Genomic DNA, 19116 nt, shown 5'->3' with positions numbered 1-19116 from the left:
TCAACCGTACGTGCCGGGCGTCCTGGTGCCGCCGCTGCCCTGGTCCTGCCGTCCTGGACCGGGCGAGGCGTTGTACCGCACGAGGTAGTCCGCGAAGCGGCTCAGGTCCTCCGCCGGCCAGCCGGCCAGGCGCTCCCGGAAGGCCGCGCGGCGGCTCTCGGTGACCTGCGCCAGGATGCGCCGCCCGGCCCCGGTCAGGTGCAGCACCTGGACGCGGTGGTCCGCGGGGTCGGGGCGGCGCTCGACGAGTCCGACGCGCTCCAGCGCCGTCACCTGGCGGCTGACGGTGGACTTGTCGAGGGCGTAGTGGACGGCCAGGTCGGTGGCCCGGCACCCGCCGCTCTCCTCCAGGTGCCCGAGCAGCGTGTACGACACCAGCGACAGCTCGGGGTGCATCCGGCCCGCCGCGGCCCTGGCCCGGCGGGCGAAGACCGTCATCTCCCGCTGGATGGTCTCCACGGCGTCTGCGCTGTGCACGGGGCCCTCCCTCACCACGGTGCTGCTCGGCTCCCTCCATGGTTGCACAACCCAACCACCTGACCGGAAGCCGTGATGATCACCGCATCGAGGGGTGCGGCCGTCGGGTAGGGTTGCCGTCCGGCCGGTCAGGACCCGGCCGTCGGAAGCCGAGGAGGTGAGACCCATTACCGCTGTGTCAGCTCGGGTGCTCTCCTCTCGATGTCGCGCGGATCGCCGGTCGTAGGCGATCGCCGGAGCGCCCTTCGGCTCCCGAAAGGCTCTGGGCTTCCATGCCGTCCGTGTCCGCTGTCCCCCCTTCCGCACCGTCCTCCCGTGACGGCGTCGTCCTCGCCCTGCGCGCCGCGGGCTGCGTCTTCGCCGAGGCCGAGGCCGAGTTGATCCTCTCCACCGCGCGCACCCCGGCCGAGGCCGCCGCCATGGTCGAGCGCCGCGTCGCGGGCCTGCCGCTGGAACTCGTCGTCGGCTGGGCCGAGTTCCGGGGCCTGCGCATCGCAGTCGCCCCGGGCGTCTTCGTGCCGCGCCGGCGCACCGAGTTCCTGGTGGAGCAGGCCTTGGAGCGGGCGTCCGGTGCCGCCGTCGTCGTGGACCTGTGCTGCGGGTCCGGTGCCGTGGGAGCGGCGCTGGCCGCCGCGCTCGGCCACGTCGAACTCCACGCCGCCGACATCGACCCGGCCGCCGTGCGATGCGCCCGCGGCAACATCGCCGCCGTCGGCGGCCAGGTCCACCAGGGCGACCTGTTCCAGGCGCTGCCCCCTTCGCTGCGGGGCCGCGTCGGCATCCTCGCGGCCAACGTGCCGTACGTACCGAGCGACGAGATCGAACTGCTGCCGCAGGAGGCGAGGGACCACGAGCCGCTGGTCGCCCTCGACGGCGGCACGGACGGCCTCGACGTCCTGCGCCGGGTCGCCGCCCGGGCGCCCAGCTGGCTGGCCCCCGGCGGCTGCGTCCTGGTGGAGACGAGCCGGCACCAGGCACCGGCCGCCGTCGAGGCCTTCGAGCGCAACGGCCTCACGACCCACCTGGCCGTGTCCGACGAGCTGTACGCCCATGTGGTGATCGGTGTCGCACCGTAGTGCCCCTCAGTCCGGTGCGGTCGCCCGGGCGATGAGCAGGGCCACGTCGTCGAAGTTGTCCGGCTCGTGCAGCGTGCGCAGCAGCAGGTCGCAGACGTCCTCCAGCGGCAGATCGGGCCCGTCGAGCAGGGACACCAGTGTCTCGAGCCGTTCGTCGATCGGGTCGCGCCGGGTCTCGACGAGACCGTCGGTGTAGAACACCAGCCGGTCGCCGGGCTCGAGTTCGACGGTCGTCGTGGAGAAGGCGACACCGCCCACCCCGAGCGGCACCCCGGTCGGCAGGCCGAGCAGCTCCGGCGGCTGCCCGGCCCGGACCCGCACCGGCGGCAGGTGCCCGGCGTTGGCGATCCGGCACTGCCGCAGATGCGGGTCGTGGACGGCGTAGACACAGGTGGCGATGGCCTGATCGAGACCTGCGGTGATCTTGTCGAGGTGCTCTAGGAGCACGTTCGGCTCGAGGCCGAGGGAGGCCAGGGTGTGGGTCGCCGTGCGCAGCCGTCCCATCGCCGCCGCCGCGGGGATGCCGCTGCCCATCACATCGCCCACGACGAGTGCCGTCCGCTCGCCGTCCAGCGGGATCACGTCGAACCAGTCGCCCCCGACCTCGCTGGTGGTCCCGGCCGGCTGGTAGCGGGAGGCGACCTCCAGCCCGCCCGTCACCGGCGGATGGCTGGGCAGCAGGCTGCGCTGCAGGGTGAGCGCGGTCTCACGGGCGCCCTGGTACCAGCGGGCGTTGTCGATCTGCACGGCGGCCCGGGCGGCCAGCTCGCGCGCCAGCAGCAGGTCGTCCTCGCTGAACGGCAGCGGATTGCGGGTGCGCTTGAGGTCCAGGGCCCCCAGCACTTCGCCGCGCGCGATCAGCGGCACCGCCAGATACGAGTGCACCCCGGCCCGGCGCAGCAGCTCCGCCGCCTCCGGGGAACGGGCGATGCGCACCAGGTCCTCGTCCTTGACCTCCGGCAGCATCACCGGGCTCGCCGTGCGTACGCACCGGGTGACGAGCCGGTCGGGCGCGTACCGGGCGACCTGCCCGGGAGTGTCGGCCGCGGCCAGGGCCTCGGCGGAGTCGTACCCCTGGACCGCCAGGGCGCGGATCACGGCCGACTCGGCGGGGCCCAGGCTGGTGCGCCGCCCCTGCACCACCGCGTCCAGCAGGTCGACGGCCGCGACGTCGGCGAGTTCCGGCACGGCCACGTCGGCCAGCTCACGGGCCGTGCGGTCCAGGTCCAGCGTGGTGCCGATCCGCCCCGAGGCGTCGGCGATCAGGGCCAGGCGACGGCGCGCCGCCTCGGCCTCGATGCCCGCCCGGTACTGCTCAGTGACGTCGACGATCGAGACGGCCACGCCCAGCACGGTCCCGAAGGCGTTCTCCAGCCGGTACAGCGAGACCGACCAGGCGTGGTCCTGGTGCGGATCGGCCGGGGTGCGGCCGATCGTGGACTGGTCGACGACGGGCGTGCCCGTCTCCAGCACGCGGCGCGTCGCGGACTCCAGGGCGTCCACGTCCATCCCGGGCACCACCTCGCGAGGGGTGCGGCCCAGGTGGTCCGCGGCCGGTACGCCGTTGATCTGCTCCAGGGCCCTGTTGACCGAGACGTACCGCAGCTCGGTGTCCAGCACGGCCAGCCCGGTCGGGGACTGCGCGATCATCCGCGTCGACAGCGCCACCTCGCGCTCCAGCCGGCGCACGGTCCTCTGGTCGGCGCACAGCCCCAGCGCATAGACATCGCCCTGGTCGTCCAGCAGCCGCATGTTGCGGAACTCCACGAGCCGGGTGCCGCCGTCCTTGCGGCGGATCGGGAAGGCTCCCGCCCAGCTCTGACCGGTGCCCATGACGTCGGCGAACAACTTGACCACCAGGTCGACGTGCTCTTCGTGGACCATGATCCGGGCGGCGTACTGCCCGAGCGCCTCCTGGGCGTCGTACCCGAACAGCTCCTCGGCCTGCGGGCTCCACAGCACGATGCGGCCCTCGGCGTCCAGGACCACCGAGGCCACGCGCAGCACGTCCAGGAGCCCGCTCGGGCGCGCCGACCCGCGCACCGGACCGACGCCTGCGGATTCGGGAGACCCGGCTGCACTCATCCCACGCCCCGCCTTCGCCGTCCTCGCGGCACGCCGTCGTGTGCCGACACCCCAGTTCTACCGCGCGGAGCCGTATCCCGAAGGCCCCTTCCGTCACCTTCCACCATCTCCCAGCGCGGCGCGGACCGCCCCGCAAAGCCGTCCCCGGGAGAACGGCACCGCCGGTAGTGCCGGCCGGAAGGTGGTGCTTTGCTGGGGTAGGGGCGGATACGGCGGCCGGTGCCGCGAGAGGAGCGATCACGATGGCGATGGACCACGAGCGACCGCACCCGCACTCCGTCTCGGTGGAGATCAGCGGGTGCAGCAAGCACGACGCGCGGATCGTGTTCGACGCACTGTGCTCCTGCTACGAGTCGGACCGGTGTGCCGACGACGTGCCCGAGGAACTGCACGAGACCCGGCCGACCGTGTGGCTCGGCACCTTCGACGTCGCCGACGAGCACGAGGGCACGCGGCCGGTTCACCTGTCGTCCTCCGTCGAGGCCGATCTGCACGGCGGTTACTGGGCGATCGAACGGTTCCGCACGACCCTGGACTCGTTGTTCGACGTGCACGATCTCAGCACGGTCTCCGGTGACCAGGAGACGGAGCTGCATGTGCGTCTGCTGAGCCGCTGACCGCCCACTCCGCCCCCGGCCAGGTCCCCGGCGCGAGCGCCCGAGCCGGGCGGCGGATCGGTTCGGCCCTACCAGGGCCCCGGGGTCCCGGCTCCGCTGTGCCCTCCATCACCTTATGCAACTAGTTGCATAAACGGGCGGTGCTCCTCTACAACTAGGAGGCACGACACCGCGCACGGAGGGCCCCATGAGCCGATACCCGCACCTGCTGACCCCCCTCGACCTGGGCTTCACGACCCTGCCCAACCGGGTCCTCATGGGCTCCATGCACGTCGGCCTGGAGGAGGCCGAGGGCGGGTTCGCCCGCATGGCCGCCTTCTACGCCGCCCGCGCCCGCGGGGGAGTGGGTCTGATCGTCACCGGAGGCATCGCCCCCAACGACGAGGGGCGGCCCTACGAGGGCGGCGCCAAGCTCACCACCGAGGAGGAGGCCGGGCAGCACCGGGTCATCACGGACGCCGTGCACCGTGAGGGCGGGCGGATCGCGATGCAGATCCTGCACTTCGGCCGGTACGCCTACCACAAGGACCTCGTCGCCCCGAGCCCGGTCCAGGCGCCGATCAGCCCCTTCCCGCCCCGCGAGCTCACCGACGCCGACATCGAACGCACCATCGACGACTACGCCCGCGCCGCCCGCCTCGCCCGGCAGGCCGGCTACGACGGCGTCGAGATCATGGGCTCCGAGGGCTATCTCATCAACGAGTTCATCGCGCGGCAGACCAACCACCGCACCGACCGCTGGGGCGGCTCGTACGAGAACCGCACGCACTTCCCGCTGGAGATCGTGCGCCGGGTGCGCGAGGCCGTCGGCGAGGACTTCATCGTCATCTACCGGCTCTCCATGCTCGACCTCGTCCCGGGCGGCTCGACGCTGGAGGAGGTCATCAGCCTCGCCAAGGCCGTCGAGACCGCCGGGGCGACGATCATCAACACCGGTATCGGCTGGCACGAGGCCCGCATTCCCACCATCGCGACCTCCGTGCCGCGCGGCGCGTACACCTGGGTGACGAAGCGGCTGATGGGCGAGGTGTCCGTTCCGCTCGTCACCACCAACCGCATCAACACCCCCGAACTCGCCGAGGAACTCCTCGCCGAGGGCGCCGCCGACATGGTGTCGATGGCCCGTCCGATGCTCGCCGACCCCGACTTCGTCACCAAGGCCGCCGCCGGCCGCCCCGAGGCGATCAACACCTGCATCGGCTGCAACCAGGCCTGCCTCGACCACACCTTCAGCGGCCTGATCACGTCCTGCCTGGTCAACCCACGCGCCTGCCACGAGACCGAGCTGGTCCTCTCCCCGACCCGGCTGCGCAAGCGCGTCGCGGTCGTCGGCGCCGGACCGGCGGGCCTGGCCTGCGCGGTCTCCGCCGCCGAGCGCGGGCACGAGGTGACGCTGTTCGACGCGGCGAGCGAGATCGGCGGTCAGCTCAACGTCGCCCGCAGGGTCCCGGGCAAGCAGGAGTTCGACGAGACGCTCCGCTACTTCCGCACCCAGCTCGACTGGCACGGCGTCGAGGTCCGGCTGAACACGCCCGTGACAGTCGCGGACGTCGACGGCTTCGACGAGGTCGTCGTCGCCACCGGTGTCACCCCGCGCACCCCCGAGATCCCCGGCGTCGACCACCCGAGCGTGGTCGGCTACCTCGACGTCCTGCGCGACGGTGCACCGGTCGGCGACCGGGTCGCGATCCTCGGCGCGGGTGGCATCGGCTTCGACGTCGCCGAGTTCCTCACCGACGGCGGCGACAAGGCCCACGAGGATCCGGCCACGTACTTCCGCCAGTGGGGCGTCGACATGGACTACAGCGGCCCCGGAGGCCTCGCCGCGCCCGAGCGGCCCGCCCCGCCGCGCACCGTCCACCTGCTCCAGCGCAAGACTTCCAAGGTCGGCGCCGGCCTCGGCAAGACCACCGGCTGGATCCACCGCACCGAGCTCAAGCACCGCGGCGTCACCATGGTCCCGGGCGTGCGCTACGACCGGATCGACGACGCCGGACTGCACATCACCGTCGGCGAGGAGAGCACGGTCCTGGAAGTCGACACGATCGTGCTGTGCACCGGCCAGGAGCCGCGCCGCGGCCTGTACGAGGAGCTGCTCGCCGCCGGCCGCAGCACGCACCTCATCGGCGGTGCCGACGTGGCCGCCGAGCTGGACGCCAAGCGCGCCATCAAGCAGGGCACGGAGCTGGCAGCCGCCCTGTAGTGCGGATACGCGTCCCTAGGATGAGGCCATGTCACTCCCGCACGCGATTCTGACCGCCCTGCTCGAGAAGCCGTCGTCGGGCCTGGAGCTGACCCGCCGCTTCGACCGGTCCATCGGCTACTTCTGGTCGGCGACGCACCAGCAGATCTATCGCGACCTCGGGAGACTGGAGGCCGACGGCCTCATCAGGGCCCTGCCGTCCGAGCAGCCGGCCCGCGGGCAGAAGAAGAGCTACGAGGTCCTGCCCGCGGGCCGCGCCGAACTGGCCCGCTGGACCTCCGCCTCCCAGGACCCCAAGCCCCACCGCGACGCCCTGTTGCTGCGGCTCCGGGCGGCGGCCGTGGTCGGCACGGCGGGCCTGGAGGCCGATCTGCGGCGCCATCTGGAGCTGCACGAGCGGCAGCTGGCGGAGTACCAGGAGATCGAGAAGCGGGACTTCCCGCCCGGCCGGGGCGGCACCGAGGACCGGCTGCGGCATCTCGTGCTGCGGGCCGGCATCGACCTGGAGACCTTCTGGACCCAGTGGCTCCGGCGCGCCCTGACGGAGGTCGCCGACCTCCCGGACGGCGAACCCGCCTGACCGGCCGGCCCGCCTGCCCCGACCACCCCGGCCGACCCGCCCCGGGCACGGCATGACGGCAGCCCGCCCGCCCGGAGCGCTTCGGGGGAGCGGGCCGCCGTCCGTACCGGGTCAGAGCCGGTACGGCTTGTTGCGCCGGCGCAGGTACCAGGCCGTCCCGATGAGGCCCGCCCCGACCAGCGTGCCGCCGGCCACCAGCGTGACGGTCCCGTAGTCCGTGGTGCTGCCGCCGGTACCGCCCATCACACCGCGGGACGGCGACACCGAGGGAGACGCGGTCCGCGAGGGGGAGGGGACGGTGGAGACCACCACGGACTGCGTGCCCGCGGTGGTGCCGTCCGAGCAGACGACGATGACCGTGTACGTGCCCGGTGAGACGTTCGACCAGGCCGCGGACTGGCTCGTGGACGTCCCCGACAGTGTCACCTGGCGGCCCTGGGCGAAGCTGCCCTGACTGCTGGTGAGGAGTGAGGCGGTGCCCCAGCTGCCGTTGATCTGGGTGCACGAGCTGGTCGTGACGGACACCGTGGAGCCCGTGGTGCTCACGGAGATACCGGGGCCGGCGACGGCGGGCACCGCGGCCAGGGCGAGGGGCAGCGCGGCGACTGCCACGGTCAGGCCGGAGCGGAGAACTGACGATGAGTTGCGCATGTGGACTGCCCTCCGGCGGCACGGTCGGCGGTACATCCCTTGCGCCGCCGAGGGTCGGGGAACGCCCGTGCTGCCTCGGAGTCAGCCAAGGCCTCCCCGGCCACGGCCGCACCCCGAGCGCCCCCGTGCAGGTGACGGGTTCCACCGCCCGGCCGATGCCGTACAGCACCTCAGGGCCCCGTCGTCACCGCCCGTTCTGCCGAGAGGCCTCCCCAGGTGCCGTCCGGCAGCATCGCCCTGATGCGGACCCGGTGGGTGACACCGGCACTCCGCCCCACGTAGAAGCTGTAGGTGGCCCGGCCGTGCGGGGCGCCGCCGCCGAACACGAGGGACGTGGCGGGCCGGCCGTCCAGCTCGATCCGGTACTCGGTGACCTCACCGTCCACACGGGGCGGCACCCAGCTCAGGTCCAGGTGGTACGCCCCGTCCGCACGGCGGCTCGTCGCCCGGAAGCCGGTGGGGGCGGTGGCCCGGCCGTCGTCGGTGCCCGGAGTGGTGAGGCGGACGCCGGGTGAAGCGGGGGAGACGTTGCCGGCCGCGTCCCGGGCCCGGATGGTGAACGCGTAGCGCGTGCCCGGCCGCAGTCCCGTCAGCACGGTGGCAGTCAGGCCCCCGCCCACACTGTGGATCTTCGTATCGCCCTGGTGGATGTCGTAGGACACCACACCCCGGTCGTCCGTCGAGGCGGACCAGGACAGCTGAACCGCGCGGCTTCCCGCCGCCCGGCCGCGCGGCGCCGACGGCCGGCTCGGTGCGGAGCGGTCGTCCGCCACGGCCGCGGGCGTCCTCGCCCGCACCCGGCGGCTGGGCGGCCCGAGCCGCCCGTCGGCGCCGCGTGCCCGCACGCAGAAGACGTACAGCGTGGCGGGCCGGAGCCTGGTGACATCCACCATGTGCTGCGAACCCGCAACCTCCTCGACCTTGGTGGTGCCGCGATACACCTCGTAGACATCGGCCCGATCGGTCGTGTTCCACATGACATGCACGCTCGTCGCGCTGCCCGACGCGGCGGTGACACCCGTCGGCGCACCCGGCACCAGACCGCCGTCCCCCTCCTCCGGACCGGGCGGGCCGCAGGAGGCGACCAGCACGAGGGTGCCGCAGAGGGCGAGCCGACGGAGGAGGGGTGGGGGAATGGAACGTCCTCGCACGACACTGCCTCCGCGGGGGTGGTCGGCCGACCGGCACACGGGAATGGTCCGGACCAATATGACGCCGTTGGCGGGACCGCATCAAGAGGGCGTCCGGTCGAGCGGGGGTGCCGGCCAGGACAGGCGTCACTCCGCCGGTCGCGCGTGACCCCCCGGGGAGTTGCGGATGCCGAAGCCCTCACGGCAGAACTCGGCTTCCTGGATGATGAGTTCGGCCTCGTCGCTCGGTCCGCTGTCGTAGCGGAACCCGTGCATGCCGCGGGGCGGCGGGCCTGCCGGTGTCTTACGCGGACTCAGGCCCCCGGTCCCTGTCGGGGGTTGAGGACGTGCGCCGTCCGGCCCTCAAGCGGTGGCCGGATGATCATCGCGGGAACAGATTGGGCTGAGTGCCCGTCAGGTCCCCCATGAGAGGCTCCCGTATCGTGCGTATCCAGTCGCTCACCCTGGCCGCGGCCAGCGCCGCCCTGCTCGCCCCGACGACACCCCCCACCGCCCACCCCCAGCCCACGGTATGGCGCGAAAGCACCGTGACCGCCGCAGAGCTGCTCGCCGAGGTGCGCGACTGCACTCCCGTCTCCCGGGGCCGCTTCCGCAGCGACAGCGGCGCACCCGCGACCATCCCCGTCTGCGGCACCCGCGACGTCGTGTTCTGGAAAGCCGACATGGACATCGACTGCGACGGCCGGCCCGGGACCCGCTGCAACGTCCGCACCGACCCGTACTTCGCCGCGAGCACGGCCTACTCCCAGTCGGACGGCCGCCCGCTGAGCGCCGAACGCCTGCCTTTCATCGTCGTACCCGCGCCGAGCCGCCTCTGGGACTACCGGGACCACGGCATCGGTGGGGGTTCGGTGGTGGCCGTCGTGTACCGCGACCGCGTGCAGTACGCCGTCGTCGGCGACGCGGGCCCGAAGGGCATCATCGGAGAGGCGTCCTACGCGACCGCCAAGGCCCTCGGCATCCGTGCCGATCCGCACGGCGGCGGCGCACCCTCCGGTGTCACCTACATCGTCTTCAAGAACACCAAGGTGTCGCCCATCGAGGACCCGGCCGTCGCCGTGACGGAAGGGGAGAGGGTGGCGAGGCGGTTCGCCGTCGGGAGCCGGGTGGGCGGGCCGGGTGGACGGCGGGGACCGATCGGCTGACGGCACCTCACCGGCACGCCTGCGGCCGGGCACACCGTCGCTTCGGCGTGCCCGGCCGCGGGCGGCGCTACACCTTCCGGTAGGTGTACGCCTCCGTGGCGGCCGCCTCCACCGCCGCCAGGTCCGCCCCGGTGGACGCCGTGACGACCGCGGCCACCGCCCCCTCGACGAAGGGGGCATCCACCAGACGTGTCCGCTCGGGCAGTTCGTCGCCCTCCGCCAGCAGCGCCTTCACGGTCAGCACGGCGCTGCCCAGATCGGTCAGGACCGCGACTCCGGCACCGCGATCGACGGACGCGGCCGCCGCGGCGATCAGTTCGGAGCTGGTGCCGAGCCCGCCGCCCTCGGTACCGCCCGCGGGAGCCACGGGTACCGCAGGGCCGCCGCCCGCGAGCCCCTTCGCCAGCTCGGCGACCGACGCGGCCACCTCCGCGCTGTGCGACACCAGCACGATTCCCACCAGCTGCTCGTCACTCACCGGCGGCCTCCGCGAGTCCGGCGATCAGCAGCGCCGACGACGTGGCGCCCGGATCCTGGTGGCCGATGCTGCGCTCGCCCACGTAACTCGCCCGGCCCTTGCGCGCCTGCAACGGCGTCGTCGCGACCGCGCCCTCCTCCGCCGCGGTGCGGGCCGCGGCGAACGAGTCGCCGAGCGCGTCCACCGCGGGCACCAGGGCGTCGATCATGGTCTTGTCGCCCGGGGCGGCGCCGCCGAGCGTCATGACCGCGTCCACCCCCGCCCGCAAGGCCTCGGCCAGCTGCTCCGCACTGACCTCCTCGGCATCGCCCAGCGCCTTGCCGGTACGGCGCAGCAGCGTCCCGTACAGCGGCCCCGACGCGCCGCCGACCGTCGAGATCAGCCGGCGTCCGGCCAGGGTCAGAACGCCGCCGGGCGTGCCGGGGGCCTCCTCCTCCAGCGCGGCCGCCACGGCCGTGAACCCGCGCTGGAGATTGCTGCCGTGGTCGGCGTCCCCGATGGGGGAGTCGAGGGCGGTGAGCCGTTCCGCCTCGCGGTCCACGGACGCGGCGGTCGCCGTCATCCAACGGCGGAAGAAATCGGCGTCGAGCACTGGCTCTCCTTGCCTGGTAGGTACGTGGTGATCCTCTGCCCCCTGTGGGTCACACGCCCCAGCGCAGCCCCGGGGTCTTCACCGGCGCGTCGTACAGCCGCAGCAGTTCCTCGTCGACCTGGCACAGCGTGAGCGAGGCGCCCGCCATGTCCAGGGAGGTGACGTAGTTGCCCACGAGGACGCGGGCCACGGGGACACCGCGCTGGGCGAGCACCCGGTGCACCTCGGCGTTGAAGCCGTACAGCTCCAGCAGCGGAGTCGCGCCCATGCCGTTCACCAGGACCAGCACCGGATTGCGCGGCTGGAGGTCCTCCACCACCGCCTCGACGGCGGCCTCGGCGATCTCCCCGGAGGTCATCATGGCGCGCCGCTCCCGGCCGGGCTCGCCGTGGATGCCGATGCCCAACTCCAGCTCGCCGGGCGGCAGATCGAAGGTGGGACTGCCCTTGGCCGGGGTGCTGCAGGCGCTCAGTGCGATCCCGAAGCTGCGGGAGTGCTCGTTCACCTGCCGGGCGATGGCCTCGACCCGCTCCAAGGGCATGCCCTCGGCTGCGGCGGCGCCCGCGATCTTCTCCACGAACAGGGTCGCGCCCGTACCACGACGTCCCGCCGTGTACAGACTGTCGGTCACCGCCACGTCGTCGTTGACGAGCACCTTCGCGACCCGGATGCCCTCGTCCTCGGCCATCTCTGCGGCCATGTCGAAGTTGAGTACGTCCCCGGTGTAGTTCTTCACGATGAAGAGCACGCCGGCCCCGCTGTCCACGGCGGCGGCAGCGCGCAGCATCTGGTCGGGCACGGGGGAGGTGAAGACCTCGCCCGGACAGGCCGCCGACAGCATGCCGGGGCCCACGAAACCGCCGTGCAACGGCTCGTGCCCCGAGCCCCCGCCCGAGACCAGCCCCACCTGCCCGGCGACGGGAGCGTCCCGCCGCACGATCACCCGGTTCTCCACGTCCACGGTCAGCTCCGGGTGGGCAGCCGCCAGACCGCGCAGCGCATCCGCGACCACGCTTTCCGGGACGTTGATCAGCATCTTCACGGGTACCTCCTAGACAACCTAGTAGATGAGCCCTCGAACTCCAGCTTCGCAGCCCACACCACGTTTGACCAGTTGTCGATCTTGACTGATCGCTTCGGTCCGTCCCGGACCGCAACGCCCAACGGGCCGAGGCCGGCCGCACCCATGGAGGGCGCGGGCGGCCTCGGCCGTGGTGCCGGATCAGCCTCCGTGCCGACCGGGTTGCCGCCGCCGGACCGGCCGAGCACGGAACACAGGAAGCGCCCGAAGGGGCCGGGGTCAGTAGCCGTAGATCATCTTGTAGGCGACCTCGGGAAGGAACTGCCCGGCCGAGGAGCCGCCGCCCACGCCGCAGTTGCCGTCGGACTCGCCGGGAACCTTGATCCACAGAAGCATCTCGGCGCCACCGCCCAGCCGGGTGGGAGTGCCGATGCGGCGGCCCGAGGGGTTGCACCACTGGCCGTTCGAGCCGTTGCCGTTGCGGCTGGTGTCCACGACGAACGGCTTGGTGTAGCCGTACCGGGCGCTCAGTTCCCTGTTGACGGCGGCGGCGTACGAGATGTTCTCGGCCGTGGTGAGGTAGTTGGAGACGTTGAGCGAGAATCCGTGGGCCTGCCGGACACCGGCCTCGTGAAGCCGCCGGGCCATGGTCTCCGCGCTCGCCCAGGCCGGGTTGCCGGCGTCGAGGTAGACCCAGGTGTTGGGGGCTCGGCGGTTGAACTCGGCGAGCGCGCCGGTCAGCATGCTCTCGCGTTCGTCGATCTGCGCCTGGTTCATGCAGCCGTAGTCCCCGAGGGAGTCCGGTTCCAGGACGACGACGGCCGGGCGGCCGGCGATCCCGCCCGCGAACTGGGCGATCCAGTTCGCGTAGGCGGACGGCGAGGAGGCTCCGCCCGCGGAGTGTCCGCCGCAGTAGTCACGGTTGTAGATGTTGTAGGCGACGAGGAGGGGCAGCTTGTCCCGGGCGTCCGCGGCGCTCGTGTACGCGCCGGTGGCGGCGGAGATGCTGCCGCTCCAGGAGCCGAACCAGCGGGCCGTCGGAGTATTGGCGATCGAGGCGTTGATCGCGGAGGCACGGCCGTCGCCGGGGTTGGCGGCGACCCATCGCTTCGCGCTGGAGTCGGGGTCGGCGTAGAACCCGTTGGTCATGGTCGTCGGGTCGGCCGCGTGAGCGGTCGGGGCGGCGGCGAGCGCCAGCGGCAGTGAGGAGAGCGCTGCCGCCAGGGCGAGAAGTCTGCGGCGCATGACGGGTACCTCGGCTTTCTGGCAGGGGGCGTGCGAGGGGCGACGGCGGGCCGGGAGGGGAGCGCTCCCATCGGAAGCGCTCCCCGCGACACGCTCGGTCAGCAGGTCGAGTTCGTCTGGGTGAGCAGGCCGAGCCGCCACGGGAGCAGGTTGTAGTCACCGCCCGCGTTGGGGTTCATGCCCTGGTAGAGGTACTGGAGCCGACAGGCGGGAATGGTCAGGGTCTGGTCGTAGCCGGCCCTGATCATCTCGCCGTGGCTGATGTCCCGGGTCCAGGCGCCCGAGGGGAAGGAGACGTTGCCGGCGCGTGCGAAGGGGTTGCTCTCGGACGAGGCCAGGGGGGTCCAGGAACCGGCCAGGCTGCCCGAGGTCCAGGACCGGAAGTAGCGTCGGCCGTCCGACCCGATGGCTTCGACGAGCAGCAGATACTGGTTACTGCCCTGCACCTTGTACACGTTGCTCGCCTCGAACAGCGCGTACTTGGAGTCCTGGGCGGCGATGACGGTGTTGCCGAACCCGTTGGGGAACTGACCGGTGGTCGTCTGTGAGCGGTACAGGTGTCCGTTGTCGTCGGAGGAGAACAGGTAGCAGTTGCCGCTGTCGCAGATCACCCACATGTCGACCCAGTGACCGTTGCCGATGTTCTGCCGGATGATGTCCGGCATCGACGAGTAGAAGTTGCGCGGCGCGCTCCATCCGTTCGGGTTGGTGATGTCGGGGTTGGTGGAGTACGAGGCGTTGCCGGTCTGGTACACGAGGTACCACAGGCGTTGCGGCGCGTAGTAGAAGACCTGTGGCGCGGCCCGGTACCCGCGACCGATGGCGGTGCGGTCGAGATAGTGGTGGGTGGCCGAGCCGGCCTGGGACCAGTCGCTGAAGCTGAGGTAGACCAGGTTGTAGCCGGAGGAGCTGGCGGTGCTGGCGAACACGTGGTACTTGCCGTTGTACCGGACGACCGTCGGGTCCTTGATTCCGGCGATGTTGTGGGTGGCGTCCGGCTTCGGCGAGATCAGCGGTCCGCTGGAGCTCCACGAGTAACGGCTGGGCAGCGCGGCGGCGTTGCCGGCGCCCCGTGAGCCGGTGGCCGTGCTGCCCGTGACGGCCGGTGTGCCGCGGCCGGAGGCGGGCGTGCCCCGGGTGGCGGGAGGCGTACCGCGGCTCGCGGCGGGTGTGCCGCCCATCGTCGTCAGGGTCGCGTTGTACGCCGGCTTCTTGTTGCCGTTGCGGTCGAACAGCAGCGGGTTCTCGCCGCTGCGCCACGAGTCGCTGTCGCGGATGCCCCAGACCGTGATGCCGGTGCAGCGCGCGACGTTCAGACAGGCCCGCACCGTGTTCGCGTAGGCCGCCGTCGGTGCCTGCGCGATGTCCAGCTCGGTGATCTGGACGTCCACCCCGAGGGCGGCGAAGCTCGACAGCGTCGTCTGGAAGCTGCCGGGCGGGCCGCCGGCGCCGAAGTGGGCCTGGAGGCCGACGCAGTCGATGGGCACCCCGCGCGCCTTGAAGTCGCGCACCATGCGGTAGACGCCCTGGGTCTTGGCGTCGCTCCAGTTCTCGATGTTGTAGTCGTTGTAGCAGAGCTTGGCCGCCGGGTCCGCCGATCGCGCCGTGCGGAAGGCCTGTTCGATGAAGCCGGTGCCCAGTACGTCCCGGAAGACCGAGCTGCGCATCTGGCCGCTGCCGCCGTCGGCGAAGGCCTCGTTCACGACGTCCCAGGAGTGGATCCGGCCCTTGTAGCGGTTCATCACGGTGGTGATGTGGTTGTTCATCACGCCGCGCAGCGTGTTCGCGTCCCTGATGGAGTTGACCCAGCCGGGCAGTTGGGAGTGCCAGACCAGGGTGTGGCCGCGCAGGCGCTGACCGCGGGCCTGGGCGCGATTGGCGATCTGGTCGGCGCGGCTGAAGGTGAACGAGCCACGTGAGGGCTCGGTCGCGTCCCACTTCATCTCGTTCTCGGGAGTGACCGAGTTGAACTCTCGGTCCAGGATGCGGGTGTACGTGCCGTCGCCGAGCCGTCCGGAGGCCACGGCGGTTCCGAAGTACCGTCCGGACTGGGCCGCTTGGGCGCCCAGGGTGGAGGCCTGCACGGCGTCGGGCGCACCGGTCGCGGTCCCCGGTGTCACCAGGACGGTCGCGGCCAGCAGGCCCAGGACGGAGGCCCGGCGACAGCCGAGCCGTTTCAGTGGATTCATGGTGTTCCTCTGGGAGGGGGTGGGGGGTTGCATGGTGCGATCGGGTCGCTTCAGGGCGCGGGGCAGCGAGCGCCTGTGGGCGTGGTGGAGAAGGTGAATCGGGAGCTCATGTGCCTGGAGGAGCTGCGCCTCGTACAGGTGGAGCACTGCAGTGGTTCGACATACCGGACGTAAGTCGCTGGGTCGAGCATCCTGGATGATAGGAGGCCTGTGACTTCCGTCAATCCTTCTCGCATTATTCGATTTTCACTTCGAAACATTCGACGTGCTGGGGGTGGAATCACCGCAGGTCCGCCGCTTGCTCGATATCGATGCTCGCGCTGTTGACATGTCCGGGCCTCCGTCTACCATCCCTGGCATCACGAGTTTCGGAATGGCGTGCGAAATTTCGAACCCATGGGATGTCATGCACGTGACACCAAAGTCACCGCTCATGACACCCATCCGGTTGAGGAGGCCCTGGTGCCCAGACGATCAGGCGGACGACTGCTCCGCCTTCTCGCGACCACCGTGCTGACGGCCACCGCCCTGGTGGCCTCCGCGCAGTCCCCCGCAGCGGCCGCGCCGGGCAGCCCGGCGCTCACCCCGCCGCTCGGCTGGAACAGCTGGAACAGCTTCGGATGCCAGATCACCGAGGCCCAGGTGCGTCAGGCCGCCGACGCGATGGTGTCCTCGGGCATGAAGGCCGCGGGCTACCAGTACGTCGTCGTCGACGACTGCTGGTTCGACCCCCAGCGCGACGCGGCGGGCAACCTGCGGGCCAACACGGCCAAGTTCCCCAGCGGCATGAAGGCGCTCGGGGACTACATCCACGGCAAGGGCCTGAAGTTCGGCATCTACCAGGCGCCCAACGAGAAAACGTGTGCCCAGGGCGTGGGCACCTACCCCGGCTCCACCGGCAGCAAGGGCCATGAGGCCCAGGACGCCGCCACGTTCGCCTCCTGGGGCGTGGACTACCTCAAGTACGACTGGTGCTCCGGCAGCGGCACCCTCAGCGAGCAGATCGCGCGGTTCACGCTGATGCGCGACGCCCTGCGTGCCACCGGCCGTCCGATCGTCTACAGCATCAATCCCAACAGCTTCCACGCCCCCACCGGCGCCACCTACGACTGGGGACAGGTCGCCGACCTGTGGCGGACGACCGAGGACCTGCTCGACATCTGGCAGAACGGCAACACCAACAGCTACCCCATGGGCGTCGGCAACGTCCTGGACATCACCGCGCCACTGGCGGCCCAGGCGGGCCCGGGACACTTCAACGACCCCGACATGCTCGTCGTCGGCCGCCCCGGCCTGTCACTGACGGAGTCGCGTTCCCACTTCGCCCTGTGGGCGCTGATGGGCGCCCCTCTCATCGCGGGCAACGACATCCGCTCCATGTCCGCCGACGTGAGCGCGATCCTGCGCAACCCGCGTCTGCTGGCGGTGAACCAGGACCCGCTGGCCGCGGGCGGGCGCCGGGTCCGCGACGACGGCGGCACCGAGGTGTTCGCCAAGGCCCTCTCCGACGGCTCGGTCGCGGTGGGCCTGTTCAACCGGGGGAGCAGCACCGCGACCATCACCACCACGGCCGCGCAGGTCGGACTGTCCGGCGGCTCGTTCACCCTCACCGACCTGTGGACCGGCGGCACGTCGAGCACCTCCGGGCAGATCTCCGCGAGCGTCCCCGCGCACGGTGTGGCCGCGTTCCGGGTGAGTGGTGGCAGCCCGCTGGCCGCCACCACCTCGCGTCTGCGCGGCAACGCATCCGGCCGCTGCCTGGACGTGGACAACGCCTCCACCGCGGCCGGTGCCACCGTACTGCTCTGGGACTGCCATACGGCCGCCAACCAACTGTGGACCACGTGGGCGGGTGGCGAGATCCGTGTCTTCGGCGACAAGTGCCTGGACGCCTACAACCAGGGCACGACGAACGGAACCCGGGTCATCACCTGGCCCTGCAACGGCCAGGACAACCAGAAGTGGACCGTCGGCTCCGACGGGACGATCCGCAATGTCCACGCGGGGCTGTGCCTCGATGCCGACCGCGCCGGCACCGCCAACGGAACCCGGCTGGTCCTGTGGAGCTGCACCGGTCAGACCACCCAGAAGTGGAGCCGCACATGAGGGACGCAGCGCACCCGGCGCGCGGCTCGTCCACCCCTCGACGCTCCCCGGAGGTCACGATGACCCTGGCCCGGCCCTCACCCACGCCCGCCACCGGGCTCGTCCGGGCCGTCGCCTGGACCCTGGGCCTGCTGCTGGCGTTCACCGTCGTTCCCGCCGCGGTCGGCCCCACCGCCGCCCGCGCCGACAATCCCATCGTCCAGCACGTCTACACCGCCGACCCGGCCCCACTGGTCCACAACGGGCGGGTCTACCTCTACACCGGGCACGACGAGGACGGCTCCACCTACTTCACCATGAAGGACTGGCGGGTGTGGTCCTCCGCCGACATGGTCAACTGGACCGACCACGGCTCACCGCTCAGCCTGGCCACCTTCAGCTGGGCGTCCGCCGACGCGTGGGCCGGACAGGCCGTCGAGCGCAACGGCCGGTTCTACTGGTACGTGCCCGTGAAGAACCGGGCGACCGGCCGGATGGCCATCGGCGTCGCGGTCGCCGACAGCCCCACCGGCCCGTTCCGGGACGCCCTCGGCCGTCCGCTAGTGGAGAACGGGGAGATCGACCCGACCGTCTTCATCGACGACAACGGCCAGGCCTACCTCTACTGGGGCAACCCGAACCTGACCTACGTCAGGCTCAACGCCGACATGACGTCCTACTCGGGCAGCCCCACCAGGATCCCGCTCACCACCGCGGGGTTCGGCACCCGCACCGGTGACCCCAACCGTCCCACGCTGTACGAGGAAGGACCCTGGGTCTACAAGCGGAACGGCCTGTACTACATGGTGTTCGCGGCCAGGTGCTGCTCGGAGTTCATCGCCTACTCCACGGCGCCCGGCCCGACCGGGCCCTGGACCTACCGCGGGACGGTCATGCCCACCCAGGGCAGCAGCTTCACCAACCACCCCGGGATCGTGGACTTCAACGGCAGTTCGTACTTCTTCTACCACAACGGCGCACTCCCGGGCGGCGGCGGCTTCACCCGCTCGGTGGCGGTGGAGAGGTTCTCCTACAACGCCGACGGCACCATCCCGTCGATCAACATGACGAGCGGCGGCGCCCCCCAGAACGGCACGCTCAACCCGTACGTACGCCAGGAGGCCGAGACGCTCGCGTGGGGATCCGGGATCGAGACCGAACCGGCCGCCGAAGGCGGGATGAACGTCGGCTGGATCGACAACGGCGACTACCTCAAGGTCAAGGGCGTGGCCTTCGGGCCGGGCGCGTCCTCCTTCACCGCCCGCGTGGCCTCGGGCAGCGGCGGCGGCACCGTCGAACTGCGCCTGGGTTCGCCGAGCGGGACGGTCGCCGGCCGGTGCGGTGTGCCGAACACCGGGGGCTGGCAGACCTGGACGACGGTGACCTGCCCGGTCTCCGGCGCGACCGGAACCCAGGACCTCTACCTGCGCTTCAGCGGGGGCAGCGGTTACCTCCTCAACATGAACTGGTGGCAGTTCACCCCCGGCGCCTGACGCACCCCGGCCGCCGCCGCGACCACAC

17 protein-coding genes are annotated in these 19116 nt (G+C 71.6%); 7 read left to right on the top strand and 10 right to left on the bottom strand.

Annotated features, from left to right (window positions below; all coding sequences use genetic code 11):
* Complete coding sequence (locus ADK65_RS02850; protein ID WP_053668175.1) at positions 1-477, bottom strand: MarR family winged helix-turn-helix transcriptional regulator; 477 nt, start codon at positions 475-477, stop codon at positions 1-3.
* Between the two features lie 272 nt (positions 478-749).
* Here ADK65_RS02850 and ADK65_RS02845 point away from each other — a divergent pair, with 272 nt between their 5' ends.
* Entirely contained in the window at positions 750-1553 is an 804-nt protein-coding gene (locus ADK65_RS02845; RefSeq protein WP_053668174.1) for a putative protein N(5)-glutamine methyltransferase, read from the top strand.
* A 6-nt stretch (positions 1554-1559) separates the two neighbouring features.
* On the opposite strand, the gene ADK65_RS02840 is transcribed toward ADK65_RS02845, so the two are convergent.
* Complete coding sequence (locus ADK65_RS02840) at positions 1560-3638, bottom strand: SpoIIE family protein phosphatase (RefSeq protein WP_053668173.1); 2079 nt, start codon at positions 3636-3638, stop codon at positions 1560-1562.
* 248 nt (positions 3639-3886) lie between these two features.
* On the opposite strand from ADK65_RS02840, the gene ADK65_RS02835 reads away from it, so the two are divergent.
* From ADK65_RS02835 to ADK65_RS02825, 3 genes are all read left to right on the top strand, one after another.
* Positions 3887-4255 carry a hypothetical protein gene (locus ADK65_RS02835; protein ID WP_053668202.1) on the top strand — a complete coding sequence of 123 codons (369 nt, stop codon included), beginning with the start codon at positions 3887-3889 and terminating at the stop codon, positions 4253-4255.
* A gap of 187 nt (positions 4256-4442) precedes the next feature.
* Positions 4443-6458 carry an NADPH-dependent 2,4-dienoyl-CoA reductase gene (locus ADK65_RS02830; RefSeq protein WP_053668172.1) on the top strand — a complete coding sequence of 672 codons (2016 nt, stop codon included), beginning with the start codon at positions 4443-4445 and terminating at the stop codon, positions 6456-6458.
* A gap of 28 nt (positions 6459-6486) precedes the next feature.
* Positions 6487-7038, top strand: coding sequence for a PadR family transcriptional regulator (locus tag ADK65_RS02825; RefSeq protein ID WP_053668171.1), 552 nt, complete (start codon positions 6487-6489; stop codon positions 7036-7038).
* 111 nt (positions 7039-7149) lie between these two features.
* Here ADK65_RS02825 and ADK65_RS02820 read toward each other — a convergent pair whose 3' ends face one another.
* The 3 genes from ADK65_RS02820 to ADK65_RS39570 all read right to left on the bottom strand — a co-directional run bounded on the left by ADK65_RS02820 (position 7150) and on the right by ADK65_RS39570 (position 9095).
* Complete coding sequence (locus tag ADK65_RS02820; protein WP_053668170.1) at positions 7150-7689, bottom strand: hypothetical protein; 540 nt, start codon at positions 7687-7689, stop codon at positions 7150-7152.
* A 170-nt stretch (positions 7690-7859) separates the two neighbouring features.
* Positions 7860-8840, bottom strand: a complete 981-nt coding sequence (locus ADK65_RS02815; RefSeq protein ID WP_053668169.1) for a fibronectin type III domain-containing protein — start codon at positions 8838-8840, stop codon at positions 7860-7862.
* A 126-nt stretch (positions 8841-8966) separates the two neighbouring features.
* The gene (locus ADK65_RS39570; protein ID WP_267889703.1) at positions 8967-9095 is read right to left on the bottom strand and encodes a hypothetical protein; all 129 of its coding nucleotides are present in this window, start codon (positions 9093-9095) and stop codon (positions 8967-8969) included.
* A gap of 167 nt (positions 9096-9262) precedes the next feature.
* Between ADK65_RS39570 and ADK65_RS02810 the strand changes: the two genes are divergently transcribed.
* On the top strand, positions 9263-9985 hold the full coding sequence (locus tag ADK65_RS02810) for a glycoside hydrolase family 75 protein (RefSeq protein WP_053668168.1): 723 nt from the start codon (positions 9263-9265) through the stop codon (positions 9983-9985).
* A gap of 67 nt (positions 9986-10052) precedes the next feature.
* Here ADK65_RS02810 and ADK65_RS02805 read toward each other — a convergent pair whose 3' ends face one another.
* The 5 genes from ADK65_RS02805 to ADK65_RS02785 form a co-directional block, all read right to left on the bottom strand.
* Positions 10053-10463, bottom strand: coding sequence for a PTS-dependent dihydroxyacetone kinase phosphotransferase subunit DhaM (locus ADK65_RS02805; protein WP_053668167.1), 411 nt, complete (start codon positions 10461-10463; stop codon positions 10053-10055).
* The gene (gene dhaL, locus ADK65_RS02800; protein ID WP_053668166.1) at positions 10456-11055 is read right to left on the bottom strand and encodes a dihydroxyacetone kinase subunit DhaL; all 600 of its coding nucleotides are present in this window, start codon (positions 11053-11055) and stop codon (positions 10456-10458) included. The genes ADK65_RS02805 and dhaL overlap by 8 nt, the downstream gene beginning before the upstream one ends.
* 49 nt (positions 11056-11104) lie before the next feature.
* On the bottom strand, positions 11105-12097 hold the full coding sequence (dhaK, locus tag ADK65_RS02795) for a dihydroxyacetone kinase subunit DhaK (RefSeq protein ID WP_053668165.1): 993 nt from the start codon (positions 12095-12097) through the stop codon (positions 11105-11107).
* A 258-nt stretch (positions 12098-12355) separates the two neighbouring features.
* On the bottom strand, positions 12356-13321 hold the full coding sequence (locus ADK65_RS02790; protein WP_053668164.1) for a glycoside hydrolase family 6 protein: 966 nt from the start codon (positions 13319-13321) through the stop codon (positions 12356-12358).
* A 98-nt stretch (positions 13322-13419) separates the two neighbouring features.
* The gene (locus ADK65_RS02785; RefSeq protein ID WP_053668163.1) at positions 13420-15510 is read right to left on the bottom strand and encodes a non-reducing end alpha-L-arabinofuranosidase family hydrolase; all 2091 of its coding nucleotides are present in this window, start codon (positions 15508-15510) and stop codon (positions 13420-13422) included.
* Positions 15511-15972: 462 nt separating this feature from the next.
* On the opposite strand from ADK65_RS02785, the gene ADK65_RS02780 reads away from it, so the two are divergent.
* Both ADK65_RS02780 and ADK65_RS02775 read left to right on the top strand, forming a co-directional pair.
* Entirely contained in the window at positions 15973-17616 is a 1644-nt protein-coding gene (locus tag ADK65_RS02780) for a glycoside hydrolase family 27 protein (RefSeq protein WP_053668162.1), read from the top strand.
* A 59-nt stretch (positions 17617-17675) separates the two neighbouring features.
* The gene (locus ADK65_RS02775; RefSeq protein ID WP_107092201.1) at positions 17676-19088 is read left to right on the top strand and encodes a glycoside hydrolase family 43 protein; all 1413 of its coding nucleotides are present in this window, start codon (positions 17676-17678) and stop codon (positions 19086-19088) included.
* Positions 19089-19116: the final 28 nt, after the last annotated feature.

The sequence above is a fragment of the Streptomyces sp. NRRL B-1140 genome (assembly GCF_001280065.1).
GTDB lineage: Bacteria > Actinomycetota > Actinomycetes > Streptomycetales > Streptomycetaceae > Streptomyces.
This window is presented reverse-complemented; position numbering and strand designations above follow the sequence as displayed.

Excerpts from the sequence above, each read along its gene's own strand:
- ADK65_RS02845 (WP_053668174.1), top strand. The coding sequence starts at position 750 with ATGCCGTCCGTGTCCGCTGTCCCCCCTTCCGCACCGTCCTCCCGTGAC.
- ADK65_RS02840 (WP_053668173.1), bottom strand. The coding sequence starts at position 3,638 with ATGAGTGCAGCCGGGTCTCCCGAATCCGCAGGCGTCGGTCCGGTGCGC.
- ADK65_RS02835 (WP_053668202.1), top strand. The coding sequence starts at position 3,887 with ATGGACCACGAGCGACCGCACCCGCACTCCGTCTCGGTGGAGATCAGC.
- ADK65_RS02830 (WP_053668172.1), top strand. The coding sequence starts at position 4,443 with ATGAGCCGATACCCGCACCTGCTGACCCCCCTCGACCTGGGCTTCACG.
- ADK65_RS02825 (WP_053668171.1), top strand. The coding sequence starts at position 6,487 with ATGTCACTCCCGCACGCGATTCTGACCGCCCTGCTCGAGAAGCCGTCG.
- ADK65_RS02820 (WP_053668170.1), bottom strand. The coding sequence starts at position 7,689 with ATGCGCAACTCATCGTCAGTTCTCCGCTCCGGCCTGACCGTGGCAGTC.
- ADK65_RS39570 (WP_267889703.1), bottom strand. The coding sequence starts at position 9,095 with ATGCACGGGTTCCGCTACGACAGCGGACCGAGCGACGAGGCCGAACTC.
- ADK65_RS02790 (WP_053668164.1), bottom strand. The coding sequence starts at position 13,321 with ATGCGCCGCAGACTTCTCGCCCTGGCGGCAGCGCTCTCCTCACTGCCG.
- ADK65_RS02785 (WP_053668163.1), bottom strand. The coding sequence starts at position 15,510 with ATGAATCCACTGAAACGGCTCGGCTGTCGCCGGGCCTCCGTCCTGGGC.
- ADK65_RS02775 (WP_107092201.1), top strand. The coding sequence starts at position 17,676 with ATGACCCTGGCCCGGCCCTCACCCACGCCCGCCACCGGGCTCGTCCGG.